General features: G+C 44.9%; 18 protein-coding genes. 14 read left to right on the forward strand and 4 right to left on the reverse strand.

Features of this window, described 5'->3' with window-relative positions; translation table 11 throughout:
• The first annotated feature begins 68 nt into the window (after positions 1 to 68).
• The 3 genes from OCU50_RS00260 to OCU50_RS00270 all read left to right on the forward strand — a co-directional run bounded on the left by OCU50_RS00260 (position 69) and on the right by OCU50_RS00270 (position 4862).
• Complete coding sequence (locus OCU50_RS00260; protein ID WP_060466874.1) at positions 69 to 3179, forward strand: EAL domain-containing protein; 3111 nt, start codon at positions 69 to 71, stop codon at positions 3177 to 3179.
• Positions 3180 to 3357: 178 nt separating this feature from the next.
• Entirely contained in the window at positions 3358 to 4137 is a 780-nt protein-coding gene (locus OCU50_RS00265; RefSeq protein ID WP_060466875.1) for a class I SAM-dependent methyltransferase, read from the forward strand.
• Positions 4138 to 4298: 161 nt separating this feature from the next.
• Entirely contained in the window at positions 4299 to 4862 is a 564-nt protein-coding gene (locus OCU50_RS00270; protein ID WP_060466876.1) for a hypothetical protein, read from the forward strand.
• 93 nt (positions 4863 to 4955) lie between these two features.
• Here OCU50_RS00270 and OCU50_RS00275 read toward each other — a convergent pair whose 3' ends face one another.
• Positions 4956 to 5834: a carboxylate/amino acid/amine transporter gene (locus tag OCU50_RS00275; RefSeq protein WP_060466877.1), complete on the reverse strand. Its 879-nt coding sequence runs from the start codon at positions 5832 to 5834 to the stop codon at positions 4956 to 4958.
• 52 nt (positions 5835 to 5886) lie between these two features.
• Positions 5887 to 6321, reverse strand: coding sequence for a universal stress protein UspA (gene uspA / locus OCU50_RS00280; protein WP_017055565.1), 435 nt, complete (start codon positions 6319 to 6321; stop codon positions 5887 to 5889).
• Between the two features lie 186 nt (positions 6322 to 6507).
• Here uspA and ftnA point away from each other — a divergent pair, with 186 nt between their 5' ends.
• The 3 genes from ftnA (at position 6508) to OCU50_RS00295 (ending at position 8839) form a co-directional block, all read left to right on the forward strand.
• The gene (ftnA, locus tag OCU50_RS00285) at positions 6508 to 7035 is read left to right on the forward strand and encodes a non-heme ferritin (protein WP_017055566.1); all 528 of its coding nucleotides are present in this window, start codon (positions 6508 to 6510) and stop codon (positions 7033 to 7035) included.
• A gap of 68 nt (positions 7036 to 7103) precedes the next feature.
• Entirely contained in the window at positions 7104 to 7427 is a 324-nt protein-coding gene (gene uspB, locus OCU50_RS00290; RefSeq protein ID WP_017055567.1) for a universal stress protein UspB, read from the forward strand.
• A 218-nt stretch (positions 7428 to 7645) separates the two neighbouring features.
• Positions 7646 to 8839: a BaiN/RdsA family NAD(P)/FAD-dependent oxidoreductase gene (locus OCU50_RS00295; RefSeq protein ID WP_060466878.1), complete on the forward strand. Its 1194-nt coding sequence runs from the start codon at positions 7646 to 7648 to the stop codon at positions 8837 to 8839.
• Positions 8840 to 8962: 123 nt separating this feature from the next.
• On the opposite strand, the gene OCU50_RS00300 is transcribed toward OCU50_RS00295, so the two are convergent.
• A complete protein-coding gene (locus OCU50_RS00300) occupies positions 8963 to 9868 on the reverse strand; it encodes a DMT family transporter (protein ID WP_046223401.1) in 906 nt (301 codons plus the stop codon).
• A 138-nt stretch (positions 9869 to 10006) separates the two neighbouring features.
• Here OCU50_RS00300 and rmuC point away from each other — a divergent pair, with 138 nt between their 5' ends.
• The 7 genes from rmuC (at position 10007) to tatC (ending at position 16335) form a co-directional block, all read left to right on the forward strand.
• Positions 10007 to 11539, forward strand: a complete 1533-nt coding sequence (gene rmuC / locus OCU50_RS00305; RefSeq protein WP_060466879.1) for a DNA recombination protein RmuC — start codon at positions 10007 to 10009, stop codon at positions 11537 to 11539.
• Positions 11540 to 11602: 63 nt separating this feature from the next.
• Positions 11603 to 12382: a bifunctional demethylmenaquinone methyltransferase/2-methoxy-6-polyprenyl-1,4-benzoquinol methylase UbiE gene (gene ubiE, locus OCU50_RS00310; protein WP_060467028.1), complete on the forward strand. Its 780-nt coding sequence runs from the start codon at positions 11603 to 11605 to the stop codon at positions 12380 to 12382.
• A gap of 100 nt (positions 12383 to 12482) precedes the next feature.
• Positions 12483 to 13088 carry a ubiquinone biosynthesis accessory factor UbiJ gene (locus OCU50_RS00315; RefSeq protein ID WP_060466880.1) on the forward strand — a complete coding sequence of 202 codons (606 nt, stop codon included), beginning with the start codon at positions 12483 to 12485 and terminating at the stop codon, positions 13086 to 13088.
• The gene (gene ubiB, locus OCU50_RS00320; protein WP_060466881.1) at positions 13085 to 14719 is read left to right on the forward strand and encodes a ubiquinone biosynthesis regulatory protein kinase UbiB; all 1635 of its coding nucleotides are present in this window, start codon (positions 13085 to 13087) and stop codon (positions 14717 to 14719) included. Before OCU50_RS00315 ends, ubiB begins: the two co-directional genes overlap by 4 nt.
• A 53-nt stretch (positions 14720 to 14772) precedes the next feature.
• Entirely contained in the window at positions 14773 to 15027 is a 255-nt protein-coding gene (gene tatA / locus OCU50_RS00325; RefSeq protein WP_060466882.1) for a Sec-independent protein translocase subunit TatA, read from the forward strand.
• A 3-nt stretch (positions 15028 to 15030) separates the two neighbouring features.
• The gene (tatB, locus tag OCU50_RS00330) at positions 15031 to 15438 is read left to right on the forward strand and encodes a Sec-independent protein translocase protein TatB (protein WP_060466883.1); all 408 of its coding nucleotides are present in this window, start codon (positions 15031 to 15033) and stop codon (positions 15436 to 15438) included.
• A gap of 147 nt (positions 15439 to 15585) precedes the next feature.
• Positions 15586 to 16335 carry a twin-arginine translocase subunit TatC gene (gene tatC, locus OCU50_RS00335; protein WP_060466884.1) on the forward strand — a complete coding sequence of 250 codons (750 nt, stop codon included), beginning with the start codon at positions 15586 to 15588 and terminating at the stop codon, positions 16333 to 16335.
• A 275-nt stretch (positions 16336 to 16610) separates the two neighbouring features.
• On the opposite strand, the gene OCU50_RS00340 is transcribed toward tatC, so the two are convergent.
• Positions 16611 to 17375 carry a TatD family hydrolase gene (locus OCU50_RS00340; protein ID WP_060466885.1) on the reverse strand — a complete coding sequence of 255 codons (765 nt, stop codon included), beginning with the start codon at positions 17373 to 17375 and terminating at the stop codon, positions 16611 to 16613.
• A 207-nt stretch (positions 17376 to 17582) separates the two neighbouring features.
• Here OCU50_RS00340 and hemB point away from each other — a divergent pair, with 207 nt between their 5' ends.
• Positions 17583 to 18626, forward strand: coding sequence for a porphobilinogen synthase (gene hemB, locus OCU50_RS00345; protein WP_060466886.1), 1044 nt, complete (start codon positions 17583 to 17585; stop codon positions 18624 to 18626).
• The last annotated feature ends 27 nt before the right edge of the window (positions 18627 to 18653 follow it).

The raw sequence follows: 18653 nt of genomic DNA on the forward strand, positions 1-18653 counted from the left end.
GTGATAATATTAGCAGTAACTATAGTGTTAGGGTGAATTCAGTGCGATTTTCGTTGTTATTAGTTTTGATGTGTTGGAGTGTTTTTACTTCAGCACAGACAAAAGATGTATTGGTCATTCACTCTTATCATCAAGGTTTTTTCTGGACAGATGATTTCCATGAAGGGTTGGCTGAAGAACTTGACCGTGACGGCCTGTCTTATCGTGTCGTTTATCTCGATAGCAAGCGTACTCAAAACACGGAATACTTAGAGCGAATCTATCAGCTATACCGTACCAAGCTATCGCATGAAGAGTTTACCGCTGTGGTGGTCAGCGATAACAACGCCCTTAACCTGATGAAGCGCTTAGCGCCTGAGCTCAATGGCACGCCCGTTATTTTTGGCGGCATCAACAATTTCTCTCCGCAAATGATAGAAGGCTTGAATGCGACGGGTATCACCGAAGATATTGATATAGCAAGCAATGTAGAGCTGATCAAGCGACTTCAATCGACAGTGGAAAAAATATATGTGGTCACTGATCACTCGGTAACGGGTGAAGCTATTCGCGCTCAAGTGGATCTATTCCTACAAAAGCGTCCTGAGTTTTCTAGGTTGGTAGAGCAATATAAACCCGACTCTTATCAAGAACTGATGACGTTCGCTCAACGCGCTGATCTTAAAAAAAGCCTGCTGTTTTGGGCTTACTACCGAGATATCAATGGCCGAGTCAGCAGTAATGAGGACTGGCGCCAGCTTAACAAAAAAGCTCAGATACCATTGTATATCGTGCATGATTTGGGGCTTGGGTATGGTGCTATTGGCGGTGTCATTCACCGTGGTAAGACACAAGGGCGAGGTACGGGGCAGGTGTTGCTGAAGGTGCTCGATAACCCGGATAAACCTTTGCCGAAAGTGGTTGCTGGCGCCCCAGAAATCAAACTTGATTATCAACAAATCTCACGCTGGGACTTGGGCGCTGAGAATGAAGCCTCGGTGGCTTTCTTCAATAAGCCCAAATCATTCCTGACTCGCTACCGCGATGAAATTCAGACCATAGGTTTACTGTTTCTAACGATGTCGAGCGTCATCGCGATCTTGGTTTATTACCTTAATCGTCTCAAGAAAAGTGAGAGAACGAGCCGCCAGAGCCAACGGCTACTTGAGTCGATATTCGACCAGAGTTTACAGTTTATGGGGATCATCGATGAGGCTGGTGTGCTGTTGTCTAGTAATAGTAAATTGCATGAACTTCTTTACAACCAAGGCTATAAATTGGGGACGCCTCTTCAAAACCACCAACACTGGGAAGATTCTGCAAAGCAGCGGCTAAAGGAATATTTTATCTCTAAAGACGAACATCAGGCTTTGCGATTTGAAGCCGAAGTGTGGTGTCGTGATCGTGGCACAATGGTATTGGATATCTCATTAAAGCCAATGCCGATCAGCGAAGGGGATGATATTCAGTTCTTATTTGAAGCTCGTGACGTTACGTCGGGTAAGCTTGTTGAGAATAAGCTGTTCCAGCGTGAAGCAAACCTAAAGCTGTATTATGACAAACAACCGGTAATGATGATTACGCTGGATGGTCACAACCGCATCCAACAAGTGAATCAGTTTGCTGAAAAGTTGTTGGGCTATTCATTGAAACAGTTATTGGGCCATCGCCCTCGCGAGTTCTACGTTGATGAGAATGCGATGACTCCACGTAATACCTTGTTGCAACCGCAGCATAAAATCCGCGGTGTGTGGCGTCGTGATATTGAATATCGTCATGCTGATGGCAGCACCATCTGGATTAGAGAAAATATTCGCCCGTTGGTTGAGTCTGATCAGCTGTTGATTGTTGGTGAAGACATTACTGAAACACACGAGCTGTCAGAAAAGTTAGAGTATCAAGCACAGTACGACTTGTTGACTGACACTTTTAACCGCAACCACTTTGAGCAAGAGCTGCAAAAGGCGCTTAAAGAAGTGGAAAGCCACATGCGCACTCATGCGATGTTGTTCCTAGATTTAGACCAACTGAAGGTGTTGAATGATACCGCAGGGCATGAAGCGGGCGATGCCGCGATCTTGTTTAGTGCAAAACTGTTAGAAGATGTGCTGCCCTACAATGCGTTATTGGCGCGCATGGGTGGTGACGAATTTGCCGTGTTAATCAAAGACTGCACCGAGCGAGATGCGCTCAATGTGTGTCGTAGCATTATTTCTATGATGAGTGAGAATTCATTTGTATGGAGGGATATTCGCCTCAACCTCACTTGCTCTATCGGCCTTCGATTGATTGACCATACTGCCTCCTCACCGCAGATGGTGCATGCTCAGGCTGATGCTGCTTGTCATGTGGCCAAAGAGGAGGGGCGTAACCGCTATCACCTTTATCATCAAGATGATGAAGACCTTCGTCGCCGTCATTTGGAGATGGAGAGCGTGAACTTGGTGCATGAAGCCTTGGCCAATGATCGCTTAGAGCTATTTGCACAGCGTATTCTAGGTTTAGATACCGATTGCGAGAAAATGCATTTCGAGATTTTGGTTCGGATTAAGAATGTTGATGGGGAATACATCTCTCCGGGTATCTTCATGCCCGCTTCAGAGCGATACAACATTGCACACCTGATTGACCGCAAAGTGGTGAGCCAGACATTGAGTTGGTTGGAGCAACGGCCACAGGTTATTGATGAGCTTGGGATGTGCTCAATCAATTTATCGGGTCATTCGATGGGTAATCGAGAGTTTGTCGAGTTCTTGATTGATAACCTCAAAAACTCGTCAATACCGAGTCATAAAATTTGTTTAGAGATCACTGAAACGGCCGCAATGAGTAACATGAAACAGGCGATCAAGTTCTTTACGAGAATTAAAGAGCTGGGCTGTATGATTGCACTGGATGATTTCGGTTCAGGGTTATCGTCGTTTGGGTATCTGAAGAAGCTACCGGTCGATATTGTGAAAATCGATGGTTTGTTTGTACGTGATATTGATGTCAACGAGATGGACCACGTGATGGTTCGTTCTATCAACGACCTAGCTAAGCAGATGGGCAAATATACGGTGGCTGAATTTGTTGAAAACACTCAGGTGATCGACAAACTGCTCGAGCTTGGTGTTAACTATGCGCAGGGCTACATCATAGGTAAGCCTAAGCCGCTTGAAGAATTAGTCGAAGAGTTACAGCAAGAGCGCTTTCTATAACATTTGGACTTAGTGAGTGAGTATAGCTTTGTGATGAACGCTAAGCACCATGAGTGTTTTTCCTTACTCATCGTTTCTACGTCTTCATCGTTTTTACACCGTTAATATGTATTGTTGAGGCAATCAGGTAAACTGGTTGCCTCTTTTATTTGAATACTACTGTCTGTTGGAGACGACCTTGCAACTACAACTGATTTGCGAAGATGCGACCCAAATCGATCATTTAAATGACCTCGCGACCCGTTGGCATTTATCCCATGATGAAAACAGCGATTTTGCGTTGGTATTAACGAGCGAGCGACTTGAGTTACGCAAAGTGGACGAACCGAAGTTGGGCGCTATCTTTGTGGATTTAGTCGGAGGTGCCGTTGGTCACAGACGTAAGTTTGGTGGCGGTAAAGGCCAGGCGATTGCCAAAGCGGCAGGTTTAAACAAAGGAGCAACACCGACTATCCTCGATGGCACGGCCGGTTTAGGACGTGACGCGTTTGTGTTGGCCTCGTTGGGCTGTAAAGTGCAAATGGTAGAGCGTCATCCTGTCGTGGCCGCGTTGCTTGATGATGGCTTACAACGTGCGCAGCAAGATCTGGATATTGGTGGTTGGGTAAGCGAACGTATGACGTTGATTCACGCTTCAAGTCATGACGCCTTAAATAAGCTCTGTGATGATCCTAATTTCAAGCAACCAGATGTGGTTTACCTCGACCCTATGTACCCACACCCTGAAAACAAAAAGAAATCGGCTTTGGTTAAAAAAGAGATGCGCGTATTCCAATCTTTGGTCGGCGCTGATATGGATGCTGATGCTTTATTACAACCTGCTCTTAAGCTCGCATCAAAACGCGTTGTGGTTAAAAGACCGGATTACGCCGCGTGGTTAGACGAGCAAAAACCAAGCATGGCGATCGAAACCAAAAAGAACCGTTTTGATGTGTATGTGAAAGCATCAATGACCTAGGTAAAGTATCAATTACTCAGTTAAAGCATCAATAACTTAGCGACACGCTAAGAAAATTCCCCGTCATAAATACGATAAATCACCATTTAACACTTGCGATAGTCGCGTTACGGATGTATATCTAACTAAGAATCATTATTATTCTTAGCTGGAGTTGTAGCATGGCTAAACGCTTTTGTAAGTTAAACCGTCGAGATATTACCGAACACCTAGGTGAGATCCACAGCTTGGTCACGGAACCCAAGTTTGTGTGTCGTTCTTGTGCGCGTTCATCGGCGGACGAAGCGAACCTATGCAAACCCACTGCAATTCCACCGCTTGGTTGTCAAAGCAAACCCATCGAAGAGAAAGTGGTGTGTGGCCTGTTAGCTGAAACGCTGCCTAAGCCTGAAATAACGCTTGTTGAGGTTGTAGATACGCCTGATTCTGCCGTACAAATGTTCGATCCTAGCGTTGCAAGCATAGCTAAGAAACCATCATTGAAAAAAGCCAAGCTGAAAAAGCTCATGGCGAGCAACGGTCAGAAAAAAGAGCTTAAGCGAGCGAAAAAAGCCGCGAAGAAGCAAGAGAAGTACAATAAGAAACTGGCGAAGATGATTAAGAAGCAGCAAAAGCTGTTTAAGAAAAGTCAGAAGATGGAAAGCAAACTGGAACGCATCAACCTACAACTTGATGACGTTGTTTTCACAGAAAGCCAATCGTTGGTAGCAAACCATATTCACTAACACTGAAGATGATGAGTTTATTTAAAAAGAGCGACCTTAGGTCGCTCTTTTGCTTTCTGGGGTAGCCACAATCTGTTCAATCCAATCGTTCGGTTAAACGTTGCTTGCGGATCTCGCTACGCGCTTCTTCACCCAGGTCTCATTGAGGAATAGAGAAAACAAGATAACGCAGCCACCAATGGCAAGTCGAACCAGGTCAACATCCCTATTCCAAATCAGGATGTTCACTACAAGGCCGGTTGGAACTAAGGCATTATTCATTACGGCCAGTGCGCCTGCATTCACCATACATGCGCCTTTATTCCACATAAAGTAACCCAGCCCCGAGGCTATCAAGCCTAGGTAAATCAGAATTCCCCATTGAAGTGTGGTCGTTGGCAACTTCTCAGCGTTGCCCAGTAGCATGAAAGCAACCGAAGCGACGCATAACGCACCTAAGTAAAAGTAACCAAAGATCGTTCTTTGCGGTAGTTCAGTCGATTCCTTCTCCATCACCACTTTATAGCCTACTTGTCCGATAGCAAAGCACAGGTTAGCGCCTTGCACGACTAAGAAACCGACTAAAAAATTGTCGTTGATCCCTGCAAACTTAATAAAAATGGCTCCAAGCACTGCCGTCGCTGCTGTTACCAAATACCACGGTGAAAACTGCCCTTTTAGGAAGTCATAAATAAGTGTGACGTAAATCGGGGTGAAAACCGTAAACAAAAGGACTTCAGGCACAGATAGTAGCAAGAAAGATTGATAGTAGAAGCAGTACATCAGACCAAGCTGGATACCACCAATTGCCATCAATTTAGCGATCAACTTACGCGAGACGCCACGGAACTTAAGGAAAGGAAGAAATACGATGCCAGCAAGGGCGACGCGCATTAAAACAGAAAACCAAGAATCAACCTGACCAGCAAGGTAGACGCCAATCAGGCTAAATGAGAAGGCCCACAGGAGAGTAACACCAGCTAAATAGCTCATACAAAAACTTCGTTAATAAGATATGAGCTGTATGTTACCTAACCTTAAATCATTAGTCTTCTGAATCTCTTAGAGGCACGACCAGCATATCAACCGGTGACGCGTTGATCAGTTGTCGTGTTGAAGAAAGCAGCTTGCTCCAAAAATCTTGGTGATGTCCGCAGACCACTAGATCCACATTAAACTCGTTGATGGTGTCACACAGTTCATGGCTCAAGTCACCGCTGCCTACTAAAGTATGAGCGATTGGGTACTGAGCATGTTCAGCAAAACTTTGTAATTGAACTCGTGATGCTTCCATCGCATTGTGCTGAGTTTCTGCCATGTTGATATCAATCAGCCCAGTATAAAGCTCGGCATAATTAATATCGATGTGGATAAAAGAGACTTTTGCACCCAATGGCTTAGCCAATACAACCGCTTTATCGACGAGTCGTTTACTGTCTTCAGATAAATCGACCGCAACCAAAATATGTTTGTAACTCATATCGCTACCTCCCTATTCATTGTCTAGTTAAAGATTAGCACTATGTGATGCCTTTTTTTGCCAGAGTGATCTCATATCCATCGTCTTGCGTAGTAAGAGGGAAATATTGGTTAACTAATGGCCGGCGAGATATTCATTAAATAGTGATATGATAGAGAAAATAACGGATGTAATTAGGAGACCGAAATGCTGTCTAAAACAATGGTTGAGCAACTGAACGATCAAATTAATCTCGAATTTTTCTCATCCAATCTATACTTACAAATGAGTGCTTGGTGTGAAGACAAAGGATTTGAAGGTGCAGCAGAGTTTCTGCGTGTTCATGCAGTAGAAGAAATGGGACACATGCAACGTCTTTTCACTTACGTAAGTGAAACGGGTGCGATGCCAATTCTAGGTGCGATTGAAGCACCAAAACATGAATTTGATAGCCTTGGTGCAGTGTTCCGTGAAACTTATGAACATGAGCAAATGATTACTCAAAAAATCAACAAACTCGCTCACGTCGCTTTTAGCACACAAGATTACTCAACCTTTAACTTCTTGCAATGGTACGTTGCAGAGCAACATGAAGAAGAAAAATTATTTAAAGGTGTATTAGATAAGCTAGAACTTGTTGGTGAAGACGGTAAAGCACTGTTCTTTATTGATAAAGACTTAGCGCAATTGGCAAAAGATGGTTCATCTTCAATTATGGAAACTCCTGCTGTTTAGGTAGTAAGAGAAAGACACTGATTATCTTTTTCTTCCGAGTTTTCTGATGAAGATGTAGGGAGGAAAGGATGATCAGCGGCGACACTATTCTATTTGCACTAATGGTTGTGACATGTGTGAACTGGTTGCGTTATTTTACTGCGTTACGAACACTCATTTATATTATGCGAGAAGCGCACCCTCTGCTTTATCAACAAGTAGACGGAGGCGGTTTTTTCACAACCCATGGCAATATGACCAAACAGGTTCGCTTGTTTAGTTACATAAAAAGCAAAGAATATCACCATCACCATGATGAAGTTTTCACATCGAAATGTGATCGAGTGAGGCAGCTATTTATACTTTCTGTCTCTTTGCTGGGTGTAACGTTACTATCTTCGTTCATCGTTTAAGCGTGATCTGGATTTTGGTTGTGGGTCTCGTATCTAATCAGTGAACATATTGATGCTTGCGATTCGTACAATTGAACATCAATTGCAAAGTTGAAAATTGCCGCTAAAATAGCGAGCAACAAGTAAGGATGTGCTGTTTATGCACATCCTTTTTTATTGACCGCATTTCGAGAACAGGGCGTACTCGGGCTGCAAAAGTGAAGAAAAGCAGAACCACAATGAGTGAAAAATTTGATGTAATCGTAATGGGTGCGGGCGCCGCGGGCTTAATGTGTGCTGCGGAAGCGGGTAAACGCGGCCGACGAGTGCTGGTGGTTGATCATGCAAAGAAACCAGGCAGAAAAATTTTAATCTCAGGTGGCGGCCGTTGTAACTTCACTAATTATGATGTTTCAGCAAACAACTTCCTGTGTAACAACCCTCACTTCGTGAAGTCAGCGCTGTCTCAATACACCAACTGGGATTTTATCTCGATGGTGAGTAAGTACGGCATTGAGTTCGAAGAGCGTGATCACGGCCAATTGTTCTGTGTGAATGACCACACCGCAAAAGATATCGTGAGCATGCTGCTTGAAGAGTGTAAGCAAGCGAAAGTCGAACAACGCTACCGTTGTGATGTTCACTCCATCGAAAAAACAGATACTGGCTTCAAGATGCACCTCAACACCGACGAAGTTGAGTGTGACTCCTTGGTTGTCGCGACAGGTGGTTTGTCGATGCCTAAGCTCGGCGCAACGCCATTTGGCTATAAGATTGCCGAGCAGTTTGGTTTGTCTGTGTTGCCGACTACCGCAGGTTTGGTGCCATTTACTTTGCATAAAGAAGACAAAGAAGCCTTCGCTGAGCTTTCTGGTATCGCCATCCCTGCTGAGATCACCGCTCAAGACGGCACTGTATTCAAAGAAGCGCTGCTGTTTACACACCGCGGCTTATCTGGTCCGTCAGTACTGCAAATCTCTTCATTCTGGAAAGCGGGCCAATCGGTCTCTATCAACCTAGTACCCGAAGTGGATGTTGCGGAGCTACTTGAAAACTCTCGCGAGAAACACCCAAACCAGAGCCTGAAAAACACCTTGGCGAAAGTATTGCCAAAGCGTTTTATTGAAGTACTGATTGATCGTAAAGAGCTGGAAGACAAGCCACTTAAACAGTTTAATGAAAAGCAATTGAATGGTGTTGTAGAACATCTAGAAAACTGGAAAATCGCACCCAATGGGACGGAAGGCTACCGAACGGCCGAAGTCACTCTCGGTGGGGTGGATACTCATCACCTATCTTCAAAAACTATGGAGTGTAAGAGTGTCTCTGGCCTCTACTTTATCGGTGAAGTGATGGATGTAACTGGCTGGCTGGGTGGCTACAACTTCCAATGGTGTTGGAGTTCTGGCTTTGCTGCAGGACAGTGGGTTTAAGCACTTCGCTTATCCATTCGTTCAGGTTACATAAAAATGGCGAGTCACATGACTCGCCATTTTTGTATCTATTTCAGAGTGAAAAGTAACTAAGTTGATGGATTTCGCAGTCAATCGACACTTTTAGTTCTCATTAGCAACTGTCTTGTTTTTTGAAAACTTGATCTGTTGAATCACCAAGCCGGAAATGATTAATACCAGGCCAAATAGAGTGGCAGGGTGAATCTCTTCGCCAATGATGGTTGAAAGTAGCATTAGTGAGATAAACGGTGAGGCAAAGATTAGGTTACTGATACGTGCTGTGTTGTTGGTCAGTTTCAGTGCTGATAGCCACAATACAAAGGTAATCCCCATCTCAAATAGGCCCACATAAGTCACCGCCATCCAACCTTTCGCTGTGATTTGGCTAAAGCTTTCACCTTCGTAAAGGGTTAAACCAATCGCGAATGGCAATGCCACTAAGAACCCAAGCAGTACGCCAACCACAGGGTCAGCCTTGTTTTTGGTGTTGAGAATCCAGTAACCCGCCCAAAGCAGGGTTGAAAGCAGCGCCAGTGCCACACCGAGTGGGCTATCGAACTGCATACCTAGCACGTCGCCTTTGGTGGCTATCACGACCACGCCGGCATAGCTGAAGGTACATGCAATCCAATCTTGTTTGCGAATTTTTTGTCCTAGAAACACCGCTGCCATTAAAGTTAGGGTGATCGCCCAACTGTAGTTGATGGCTTGAGCTTGAGAAGCGGGCAGTAGGTCATACGCTTTAAAGAGAATCAGGTAGTAGGCTAGAGGATTCACCAAACCGAGCAGGAGGTAATACCAAGGGTTGGAAAGAAACGTAGTACTCAACTGAGTAAGTTTGCCTTGAAAGGCGCAAACCGCGATCAGTGCAATCGACGACACAATGCTGGCGATGGTCAGCATTTGAATCGGTGAAAACTCAGCAAGGGTCAGCTTAAAAGCAGTAGCGACCGTTGACCACAGTAGCACTGCGGAAAGGCCAAAGCCCAAGGCACGACGTTCGTTCATAGCAACTCATTCTAATTTGATGGAAATTAATACAGAGCGCTTAGTCTATCTGGCGAATTTTAATACGGCAAACTGGACATTTATCCAGTATCAAAATACCATTTAATGAGTTACTTCCAATTAGGCTAAATCATTATCATGCAATGGATTATCGAACATCAAGCAACGCTTATTGCTGCAATTTCTGGCGCGCTCGTCAGCAGCGGTGTGGTGGGTTGGTGGATAAAGCAAAAGTTCTCTTTTCAACAGCGACTTCTTGAACAGCAACTTGAGTCCGATCATTTGTTGCATCAATCTCAACAGTCGCAACTCAAGTTATCGCTTGCAGAGGCACAACAAGAGTTGGATGAGCTGGATGATGAGCGAGACAAAGCGGTATTTGAACTCAAGCAAGCGCACGGCAAGGTGATGGCCGCGATGGAAAAGCTTCGTTATTTTGAAGCCGTTAAGCAGGAGCGCCAGCAGTATGCTGATGAGATCAATGTGCTTAAAGCTCATAAATCAGAGCTAGAAGCTGAGCTGCGAGAGCAAGAGGCGAGGCACGATCAAGAAAATCTCGCCAATAATGAAAAACTGCAGCTGTTGGAGCATGCTGAATCTCGATTAAAGCAACAGTTTGAGCATTTAGCTAATCAGTTATTTGAAACTAAAACCGCCAAGGTTGATCAGCAGAACAAGCAGAGCCTAGAAGGTTTGTTGTCACCTTTGAGAGAACAGCTAGAAGGTTTTAAAAAGCAGGTTAACGATAACTTTAGCCAAGAAGCCAAAGAGCGTCATACTTTGGTGCATGAACTTAAAAACCTGCAACGTCTGAATGAGAGCATGACGCGTGAAGCGGTGAACCTGACTCAAGCGCTTAAGGGTGATAATAAACAGCAAGGTAACTGGGGTGAGGTGGTATTGGCTCGCGTACTTGCTGAATCAGGCCTGCGCGAAGGCCATGAATACCAAACGCAAGTGAACCTGCAAAACGATGCGGGCAAGCGTTATCAACCGGATGTGATTGTGCATCTGCCACAAGATAAGCAAGTGGTGGTGGATTCGAAAATGGCGTTGGTGGCCTTTGAACGCTACTTCAATGCTGAAACTGATCAACAACGCGATGCTGCACTACGGGATCACTTAGTTTCTCTAAGAGCGCACATCAAAGGCTTGAGCCAGAAAGATTATCATCAACTCAAAGGCATTCAGAGCCTCGATTATGTGTTGATGTTTATTCCGGTAGAGCCAGCATTTCAAGTGGCGATTCAAGCCGACCCTAGCTTAGTCAAAGACGCGATGGAACAAAACATCATCTTGGTTAGCCCAACGACCTTGCTGGTGGCACTGCGTACCATTGATAACCTGTGGCGCAACGACAGGCAGAACCAGAACGCTCAAGTTATTGCGGAACGTGCGAGCAAGCTTTACGACAAATTGCGCTTGTTTGTTGATGACATGGAAGGCCTTGGTAGCTCATTAGATAGAGCCAATCAAAGCTACCAAGGTGCCATGAATAAGCTAGTAACAGGGCGGGGCAATGTGATTCGTCAGGCAGAAAGCTTCAAGCAATTGGGTGTTGAAGTGAAGAAACCGATTTCGATAGGTTTGGCTGAAATGGCGCAAAATGAGGCTTTTTCAGAAAATGACTCCTTAGTAGAAAGACAACCTGCTGAGGATAAAGTAAACTAATCGACCGCAGCGCCTCTAAACACAGTGCGCTGTCGATGAGAACTTACCATGGTAGATAACAGCATTATGGACACAAGCGTGCAGACAAATTCAGAAGTAGAGTCAGAAACCACACACTTTGGTTTCGAAACCGTCGCGAAAGACGAAAAAGTCGCGAAAGTCGCAGAGGTATTTCACTCTGTAGCCGCTAAATACGACATTATGAATGATTTAATGTCGGGTGGTGTTCACCGCTTGTGGAAGCGATTCACGATTGATTGCAGTGGCGTTCGCCCGGGTCAACGTGTTCTAGACCTAGGTGGTGGTACTGGCGATCTTACGGCGAAATTCTCGCGTATTGTTGGTGAAAAAGGCCACGTGGTTCTTGCTGATATCAACAATTCAATGCTGAATGTTGGCCGTGATAAGCTGCGAGATAACGGTATTGTGGGCAATGTGCACTACGTACAAGCCAATGCTGAAGACCTACCATTTCCAGATAACTACTTTGATTGCATTACGATCAGCTTCTGTCTGCGTAACGTAACCGATAAAGACCAAGCATTGCGTTCAATGTTCCGCGTACTTAAGCCGGGCGGCCGCCTGTTGGTTCTGGAGTTTTCGAAGCCAGTACTTGAGCCACTATCGAAAGTGTATGACGCATACTCCTTTCACTTGTTACCTAAAATTGGTGAGCTGATTGTCAATGATGCAGACAGCTACCGCTACCTTGCCGAATCTATCCGCATGCACCCAAATCAAGAAACTTTAGAAGGCATGATGCAAGAAGCGGGTTTTGAAAACACTAAATACTACAACCTAACGGGCGGCATTGTTGCGCTGCACCGAGGTTACAAGTTCTAGTCGAACTTGACAGTAGGCTCGTTGAGCTGGCTAGACAATAAAAGAATAAAGACAGAACGGATAGGTTAAGGCTTATCCGTTTTCAAAGGTAAGGACAGTCATGCCATTTGATCCATTGGTCACCGCGGTTATTGAAACCTCTTTAAATACTTTCGTGAACGATGATCCAGCCTTGGTTCGTCGCTTGTCTCGTTTAAAGGGGCAGATCATTCAAGTCAATTTGAAAGAGTTGAATAAAACACTCACTTTCGTTTTCAGCCAACAAATTGATGTATTGGCTGAATACGAAGGACAACCTGATTGTTACTTATCCTTGAATCTATCGGTATTACCGGAACTGCGTGAGCAGTCGAATATCACTAAGCTGATCAAGCAAGATAAGCTGATCTTAGAAGGTGATATTCAGTTGGCACAAAAATTTGCTCAATTGATGACAGACTGCAAGCCTGACTTGGAAGAGTGGTTGTCACGAGTGACTGGCGATGTGGTTGCGCATACCTTGGTCCAAAGCGCTAAAAATGTGGGTGACCTGATGGCTAAGCAGGCAACTAAGCATCAAAACCACCTTGCTCAGGTTTTGACTGAGGAGTGGAAAATGGCACCCGCAGCGTTAGAAGTCGCACATTTTTGCGATCAGGTTGATGACGTAAAAAGTGCCACCGCACGCCTTGAATCAAAATTGAATACTCTGTTGGAGAAAGCATGACCCCTGCAGAAGTGAAACGTCTTTATCATATTATCAAGGTACAGTTAGAGTATGGCCTTGATGAGTTGATGCCAGAACACCAATTGACTAAAGCCCCTTTGTTGGCGAGAAAGTCACTGTTTTGGCTCAAGAATAAGCATCAAGATAAAGAGTTAGGCCACCGCTTGCGTTTAGCATTACAAGAATTAGGGCCGGTCTGGATCAAATTCGGACAGATGATGTCGACACGTCGTGACCTATTTCCTCCTCATATCGCCGATCAGTTGGCGTTGTTGCAAGACCAAGTGGCGCCATTTGATGGCGCGTTGGCCAAGCAAGATATGGAAACGGCATTGGGTGGCAGTTTAGATAATTGGTTTACTGATTTTGATATTGAGCCACTGGCTTCGGCTTCTATAGCTCAGGTGCATACGGCAAAGCTAAAAGAGAGTGGTCGCGAGATTGTTCTCAAGGTAATTCGACCTGATATTCGCCCGGTGATTGATGCAGATCTAAAACTGATGCACCGAATGGCGCGTATAGTCGCTAAGTCGCTTCCTGAAGCACGTCGTTTGAAACCCGTTGAGGTGGTTCACGAGTACGAAAAAACGCTACTTGATGAACTCGATCTGCGTCGTGAGGCGGCCAATGCGATTCAACTGCGACGCAACTTTGAAGGCAGTGAAGAGCTGTATGTTCCAGAGGTTATCCCTGATTTAAGCAGTGAAACCTTGATGGTGTCAGAGCGAATCTATGGTATTCAGGTTTCAGACATTGAAACGCTAAACGCCAACGGCACTAACATGAAATTGCTGGCTGAACGCGGTGTGACAGTCTTCTTCACCCAAGTGTTCCGCGACAGCTTTTTCCATGCAGACATGCACCCTGGCAACGTGTTCGTTAACCCTGAAAATCCAGATAATCCTCAGTGGATTGGCTTGGATTGTGGCATTGTCGGCACACTTAACAGTGAAGATAAGCGCTATTTAGCCGAAAACCTGCTGGCTTTCTTTAATCGAGATTACCGTAAAGTCGCCGAGCTGCACGTGGATTCTGGATGGGTGCCACACGACACCAACGTCAATGATTTCGAATTTGCGATTCGTATGGTGTGTGAGCCTATTTTTGCCAAACCACTTGGCGAGATCTCATTTGGCCATGTGTTGCTAAACTTATTTAATACAGCAAGACGTTTCAACATGGAGGTTCAACCTCAGTTGGTGCTTTTGCAGAAGACCTTGTTGTATGTGGAAGGCCTAGGCCGCCAGTTGTATCCGCAACTTGATTTGTGGGCAACGGCGAAGCCTTTCCTAGAAACTTGGATGATGAATCAAGTGGGGCCGCAAGCTGTGATTAACGCAGTCAAAGAGCGCGCGCCATTCTGGGCAGAAAAACTGCCAGAGCTGCCAGAGCTACTTTATGACAGCTTGCGCCAAGGTAAAGCGATGAACCACAGAATGGATCAGCTTTATCAAGGCTACCGAGATAGTAAGCGTCAGCAAGCGACTGGAAAGTTTTTGTTTGGCGTTGGAGCTACTTTAGTCGTATGCTCCGCAATATTAGTTTCAAGCCCTTATGAGCAGCTATCCATGGGCTGTGGCATCGCAGGTGTCACATTTTGGTTGCTTAGTTGGCGAGCTTACCGTCGTTAGACAGTAGACTCTCTTAATATTTTTATGTGTAGACAGACCCGAGGACAATGACAATGGGTGGTATCAGTATTTGGCAACTTTTAATCATTGCTGTAATTGTAATTTTGCTATTCGGAACAAAGAAACTGCGCGGCATGGGTGGTGACTTAGGTTCAGCGGTTAAAGGCTTCAAAAAAGCGATGAGCGATGAAGAAAAGCCTGCAGATAAGAAAGACGCAGACTTTGAACCAAAGAATATTGAACAGCAGAAGAAAGAAGCGAGCGCTGAAACAACTGCTGAAACAAAGAAAGACAAAGAGCAGGCGTAAATCGTGTTTGATATCGGTTTTTGGGAACTGGTATTAATATCTGTCGTTGGGTTAGTGGTTTTAGGACCTGAGCGTTTGCCTGTAGCGATTCGCAGTGTCTCCAAGTTTGTTGGACAAGCGAAAAGCATGGCAAATAGTGTGAAAGATGAACTTTCTCATGAGCTTAAGGTACAAGAGCTGCAAGAAAACCTACGTAAGGCGGAAAAAATGGGTATGGAAGATTTATCTCCAGACCTACAAGCATCAGTGGATGAACTTAAGCAGGCCGCTGCTGAGGTTCAACGTCCATATGCTAAGCCTGAGTCTGATAAGCCAAGTGAGACTAAATCCAGTGTCACGGAAACTGTGGAATCTGAAACTATTCAGGTTAACAGTGAGGCTTCAGCACCGTCAGATAAGAAAGCCGAATAGTCTCGCAAGGAGGAGTCGCCAGATACTTATGTAGCTAGATGTTTAAGTAGCTACATATTTAAGTAAATAGCTATTCAAGTGGATACTAGTTCAACTGGATAGATAGGCGCGCGGCTCCTTTTCGATCTTCCTTTTAAGAGGTTTGACATGTCTTCGACTGAGCAGACACAGCCTTTAATTAGCCACCTTCTAGAGCTACGTAATCGCCTACTGCGTGCGATTGTTGCCGTCCTGGTTGTGTTTGTTGGGCTAATTTATTTTGCTAATGATATTTATGAATTCGTATCGGCACCTTTGGTAGATCGCCTACCTGAAGGGGCGACGATGATTGCAACGGATGTTGCATCACCATTTTTCACGCCGTTAAAGCTAACTTTAGTCGCCTCTATTTTTGTAGCGGTACCGTTTGTTTTGTATCAGGTATGGGCTTTTGTTGCACCGGGCTTATACAAACATGAGAAGCGTTTGATAATGCCTTTATTGGCTTCAAGTTCGCTGTTGTTTTACTGTGGTGTAGCGTTTGCTTACTTCGTGGTATTCCCGTTGGTATTTAGCTTCTTTACCACTATCTCTTTGGGACAGGTGGAGTTTGCGACAGACATATCGAGTTATCTTGATTTTGTACTGGCACTGTTCTTGGCCTTTGGTATTGCTTTTGAAGTGCCTGTTGCGATTATCTTGTTATGTTGGACTGGTGCGACAACGCCTAAATCGCTGTCTGAAAAGCGCCCTTATATTGTTGTGGGTGCGTTCATTATCGGCATGATGCTGACACCACCTGATATGATATCGCAAACGCTGTTGGCCATTCCAATGTGTATTTTGTTTGAGATTGGTCTGTTCTTTGCGCGCTTCTATGTGCGTAAGCCGAATGGCGATGAAGAGGAAGAATCTTAATTGAACCGTGCTTCTTAACGAGTCATTTAACAATAAAAAAGCGGCCATAGGCCGCTTTTTTGTTGTGTCTTGTTTATCGAATCTTTAACTGATATCCACAGTTTTGACATATGTAGAGCTCTTTAATCCCTAATATTTTATGCCACAAGGTTCGATGCTGGCGTTGCAAGTGCTGTGAGTGGTCACACATAATTATCATCTCCATATGAATGTAGTTGATAATAGACTTGTTGCTAGCTCTTCTCAAATGTTTTGGGGGTTTAAATCAATTTGATTTATGACAAATTAAATAAGTCTCTCGCATTTTGAGTGGTTATTGCGTCAACTTCTTTCATTGTCATGCCCCTTAGGTCGGCAATACGTTTCGCAACCAACTCCGTATAAGCGGGTTCATTACGTTTACCACGGTGTGGCGCGGGTGCTAAATAAGGGCAATCTGTTTCCAAGATGACGTAATTCATATCCAGATGTGGGATTACCTTATCCATCCCCGAATTCTTAAAAGTAGAGACTCCACCTAATCCAAGGTGAAAACCGAGCGCGTTGATTGCTTGAGCTTCTTCTAAGCTGCTTCCAAAGCAGTGGAACACGCCACGTAAGCGACCGTCTTGCTCTTGACGAAGTAGAGTTAGTGTCTCTTCGATAGAGTCTCGAGTATGGATCACTACTGGTAGATCGAGTTCTTTTGCCCACTGTAGTTGAGTCACAAACGCCATCTCTTGTTCGGCTTTAAAGGTTTTATCCCAGTACAGGTCGATGCCAATTTCACCTACGGCGATAAAGTCACGCTTATCGAACCAAGCTCGAATGGTTTTCAGGGTTTGTTCAATATTGGCATCCACGTAGCAGGGGTGTAAGCCCATCATTGAGTGACACACCTCAGGGAACTGTGCTTCCGTCGCTAGCATTGGCTCGATAGATTCTAAATCGATATTAGGCAGCAGAATCGTATCAATTCCTTGATCTCGTGCGCGTTGTACTACTTGTTCGCGGTCTTCGTCGAATTCGCTCGCGTAAATATGAGCATGGGTGTCGATCATTATTTTGTCCTGAAAGCGGTCTTTACTGAGTTGTCATGAGTATACGGCAGTGTGAGGAGAAGGTCATTTTTTGCCATTCATCCCTATTTTTGAATGGGTTTTATACTTTACTGCTAGCGTCCTGAGCCATCAATGATATGCTTTTGCTTGTATTTAGCACTTTTCATATCTAAGTATTTCGTGCTTAGACTAGGCAAGGAGAATCTAGTGTCTGTTTCAATTCAAGGTCAATTTCCAGGTCGCCGTATGCGCCGTATGCGCAAGCACGACTTTAGCCGTCGCCTAATGGCAGAAAATCAATTGTCTGTGGATGATCTCATCTACCCAATGTTTATCCTTATGGGCAAAGAACGCCGCGAGCCTGTAGAGTCCATGCCGGGTGTTGAACGCCTGTCGATCGATCTTATGCTTGAGGAAGCGGATTACCTGTCAAAATTAGGTGTTCCTGCGATTGCTCTGTTTCCGGTAGTGAACCAAGACGCTAAAAGTTTATGTGCGGTTGAAGCTCATAACTCGGAAGGTTTAGTTCAACGTGCAGTACGTTTACTAAAAGAGCACGTGCCAAACATGGGCGTTATTACTGACGTAGCACTAGACCCGTTCACTACTCACGGCCAAGACGGCATCATCGATGAAGATGGTTACGTGATGAATGACGAGACGACCGAAGTTTTGATTAAGCAGGCGCTGTCACACGCTGAAGCGGGGGCTGATGTGGTTGCCCCATCAGATATGATGGACGGTCGTATTGGTAAAATCCGTGAAGCGCTAGAAGAAGCCGGTCATATTCACACCCAAATTATGGCGTATTCAGCGAAATACGCATCGTGCTACTACGGCCCATTCCGCGATGCTGTCGGCAGTGCTTCAAACCTGAAAGGTGGTAACAAGAAAAACTACCAGATGGATCCGGCAAACAGCGATGAAGCGATTCACGAAGTGGCAATCGATCTGAATGAAGGCGCGGACATGGTGATGGTGAAGCCAGGCATGCCTTACCTAGACATCGTGCGCCGTGTGAAGCATGAACTACAAGCGCCGACATTTGCTTACCAAGTGTCTGGTGAATATGCGATGCACAAAGTCGCTATTCAAAATGGTTGGTTGAAAGAGCGCGAAACCGTAATGGAATCACTGCTGTGCTTTAAGCGTGCGGGCGCCGATGGCATTCTTACTTACTTTGCTAAAGATGTCGCAGAGTGGCTTGCGGAAGACAATGCACAAGTATCAGAGCATTTAAAAGAAAAGTAACTGCGCAGAATGAACTTAAGTGATCAG

Origin of the sequence: Vibrio toranzoniae, from assembly GCF_024347655.1 — a bacterium.
Lineage (GTDB): Bacteria > Pseudomonadota > Gammaproteobacteria > Enterobacterales > Vibrionaceae > Vibrio > Vibrio toranzoniae.

What these genes read in the sequence shown, in the direction of transcription:
- OCU50_RS00260 (WP_060466874.1), top strand. Translation starts at nt 69, where the DNA reads ATGTGTTGGAGTGTTTTTACTTCAGCACAGACAAAAGATGTATTGGTC.
- OCU50_RS00270 (WP_060466876.1), top strand. Translation starts at nt 4,299, where the DNA reads ATGGCTAAACGCTTTTGTAAGTTAAACCGTCGAGATATTACCGAACAC.
- OCU50_RS00275 (WP_060466877.1), bottom strand. Translation starts at nt 5,834, where the DNA reads ATGAGCTATTTAGCTGGTGTTACTCTCCTGTGGGCCTTCTCATTTAGC.
- uspA (WP_017055565.1), bottom strand. Translation starts at nt 6,321, where the DNA reads ATGAGTTACAAACATATTTTGGTTGCGGTCGATTTATCTGAAGACAGT.
- ftnA (WP_017055566.1), top strand. Translation starts at nt 6,508, where the DNA reads ATGCTGTCTAAAACAATGGTTGAGCAACTGAACGATCAAATTAATCTC.
- uspB (WP_017055567.1), top strand. Translation starts at nt 7,104, where the DNA reads ATGATCAGCGGCGACACTATTCTATTTGCACTAATGGTTGTGACATGT.
- OCU50_RS00295 (WP_060466878.1), top strand. Translation starts at nt 7,646, where the DNA reads ATGAGTGAAAAATTTGATGTAATCGTAATGGGTGCGGGCGCCGCGGGC.
- OCU50_RS00300 (WP_046223401.1), bottom strand. Translation starts at nt 9,868, where the DNA reads ATGAACGAACGTCGTGCCTTGGGCTTTGGCCTTTCCGCAGTGCTACTG.
- rmuC (WP_060466879.1), top strand. Translation starts at nt 10,007, where the DNA reads ATGCAATGGATTATCGAACATCAAGCAACGCTTATTGCTGCAATTTCT.
- OCU50_RS00315 (WP_060466880.1), top strand. Translation starts at nt 12,483, where the DNA reads ATGCCATTTGATCCATTGGTCACCGCGGTTATTGAAACCTCTTTAAAT.
- ubiB (WP_060466881.1), top strand. Translation starts at nt 13,085, where the DNA reads ATGACCCCTGCAGAAGTGAAACGTCTTTATCATATTATCAAGGTACAG.
- tatA (WP_060466882.1), top strand. Translation starts at nt 14,773, where the DNA reads ATGGGTGGTATCAGTATTTGGCAACTTTTAATCATTGCTGTAATTGTA.
- tatC (WP_060466884.1), top strand. Translation starts at nt 15,586, where the DNA reads ATGTCTTCGACTGAGCAGACACAGCCTTTAATTAGCCACCTTCTAGAG.
- OCU50_RS00340 (WP_060466885.1), bottom strand. Translation starts at nt 17,375, where the DNA reads ATGATCGACACCCATGCTCATATTTACGCGAGCGAATTCGACGAAGAC.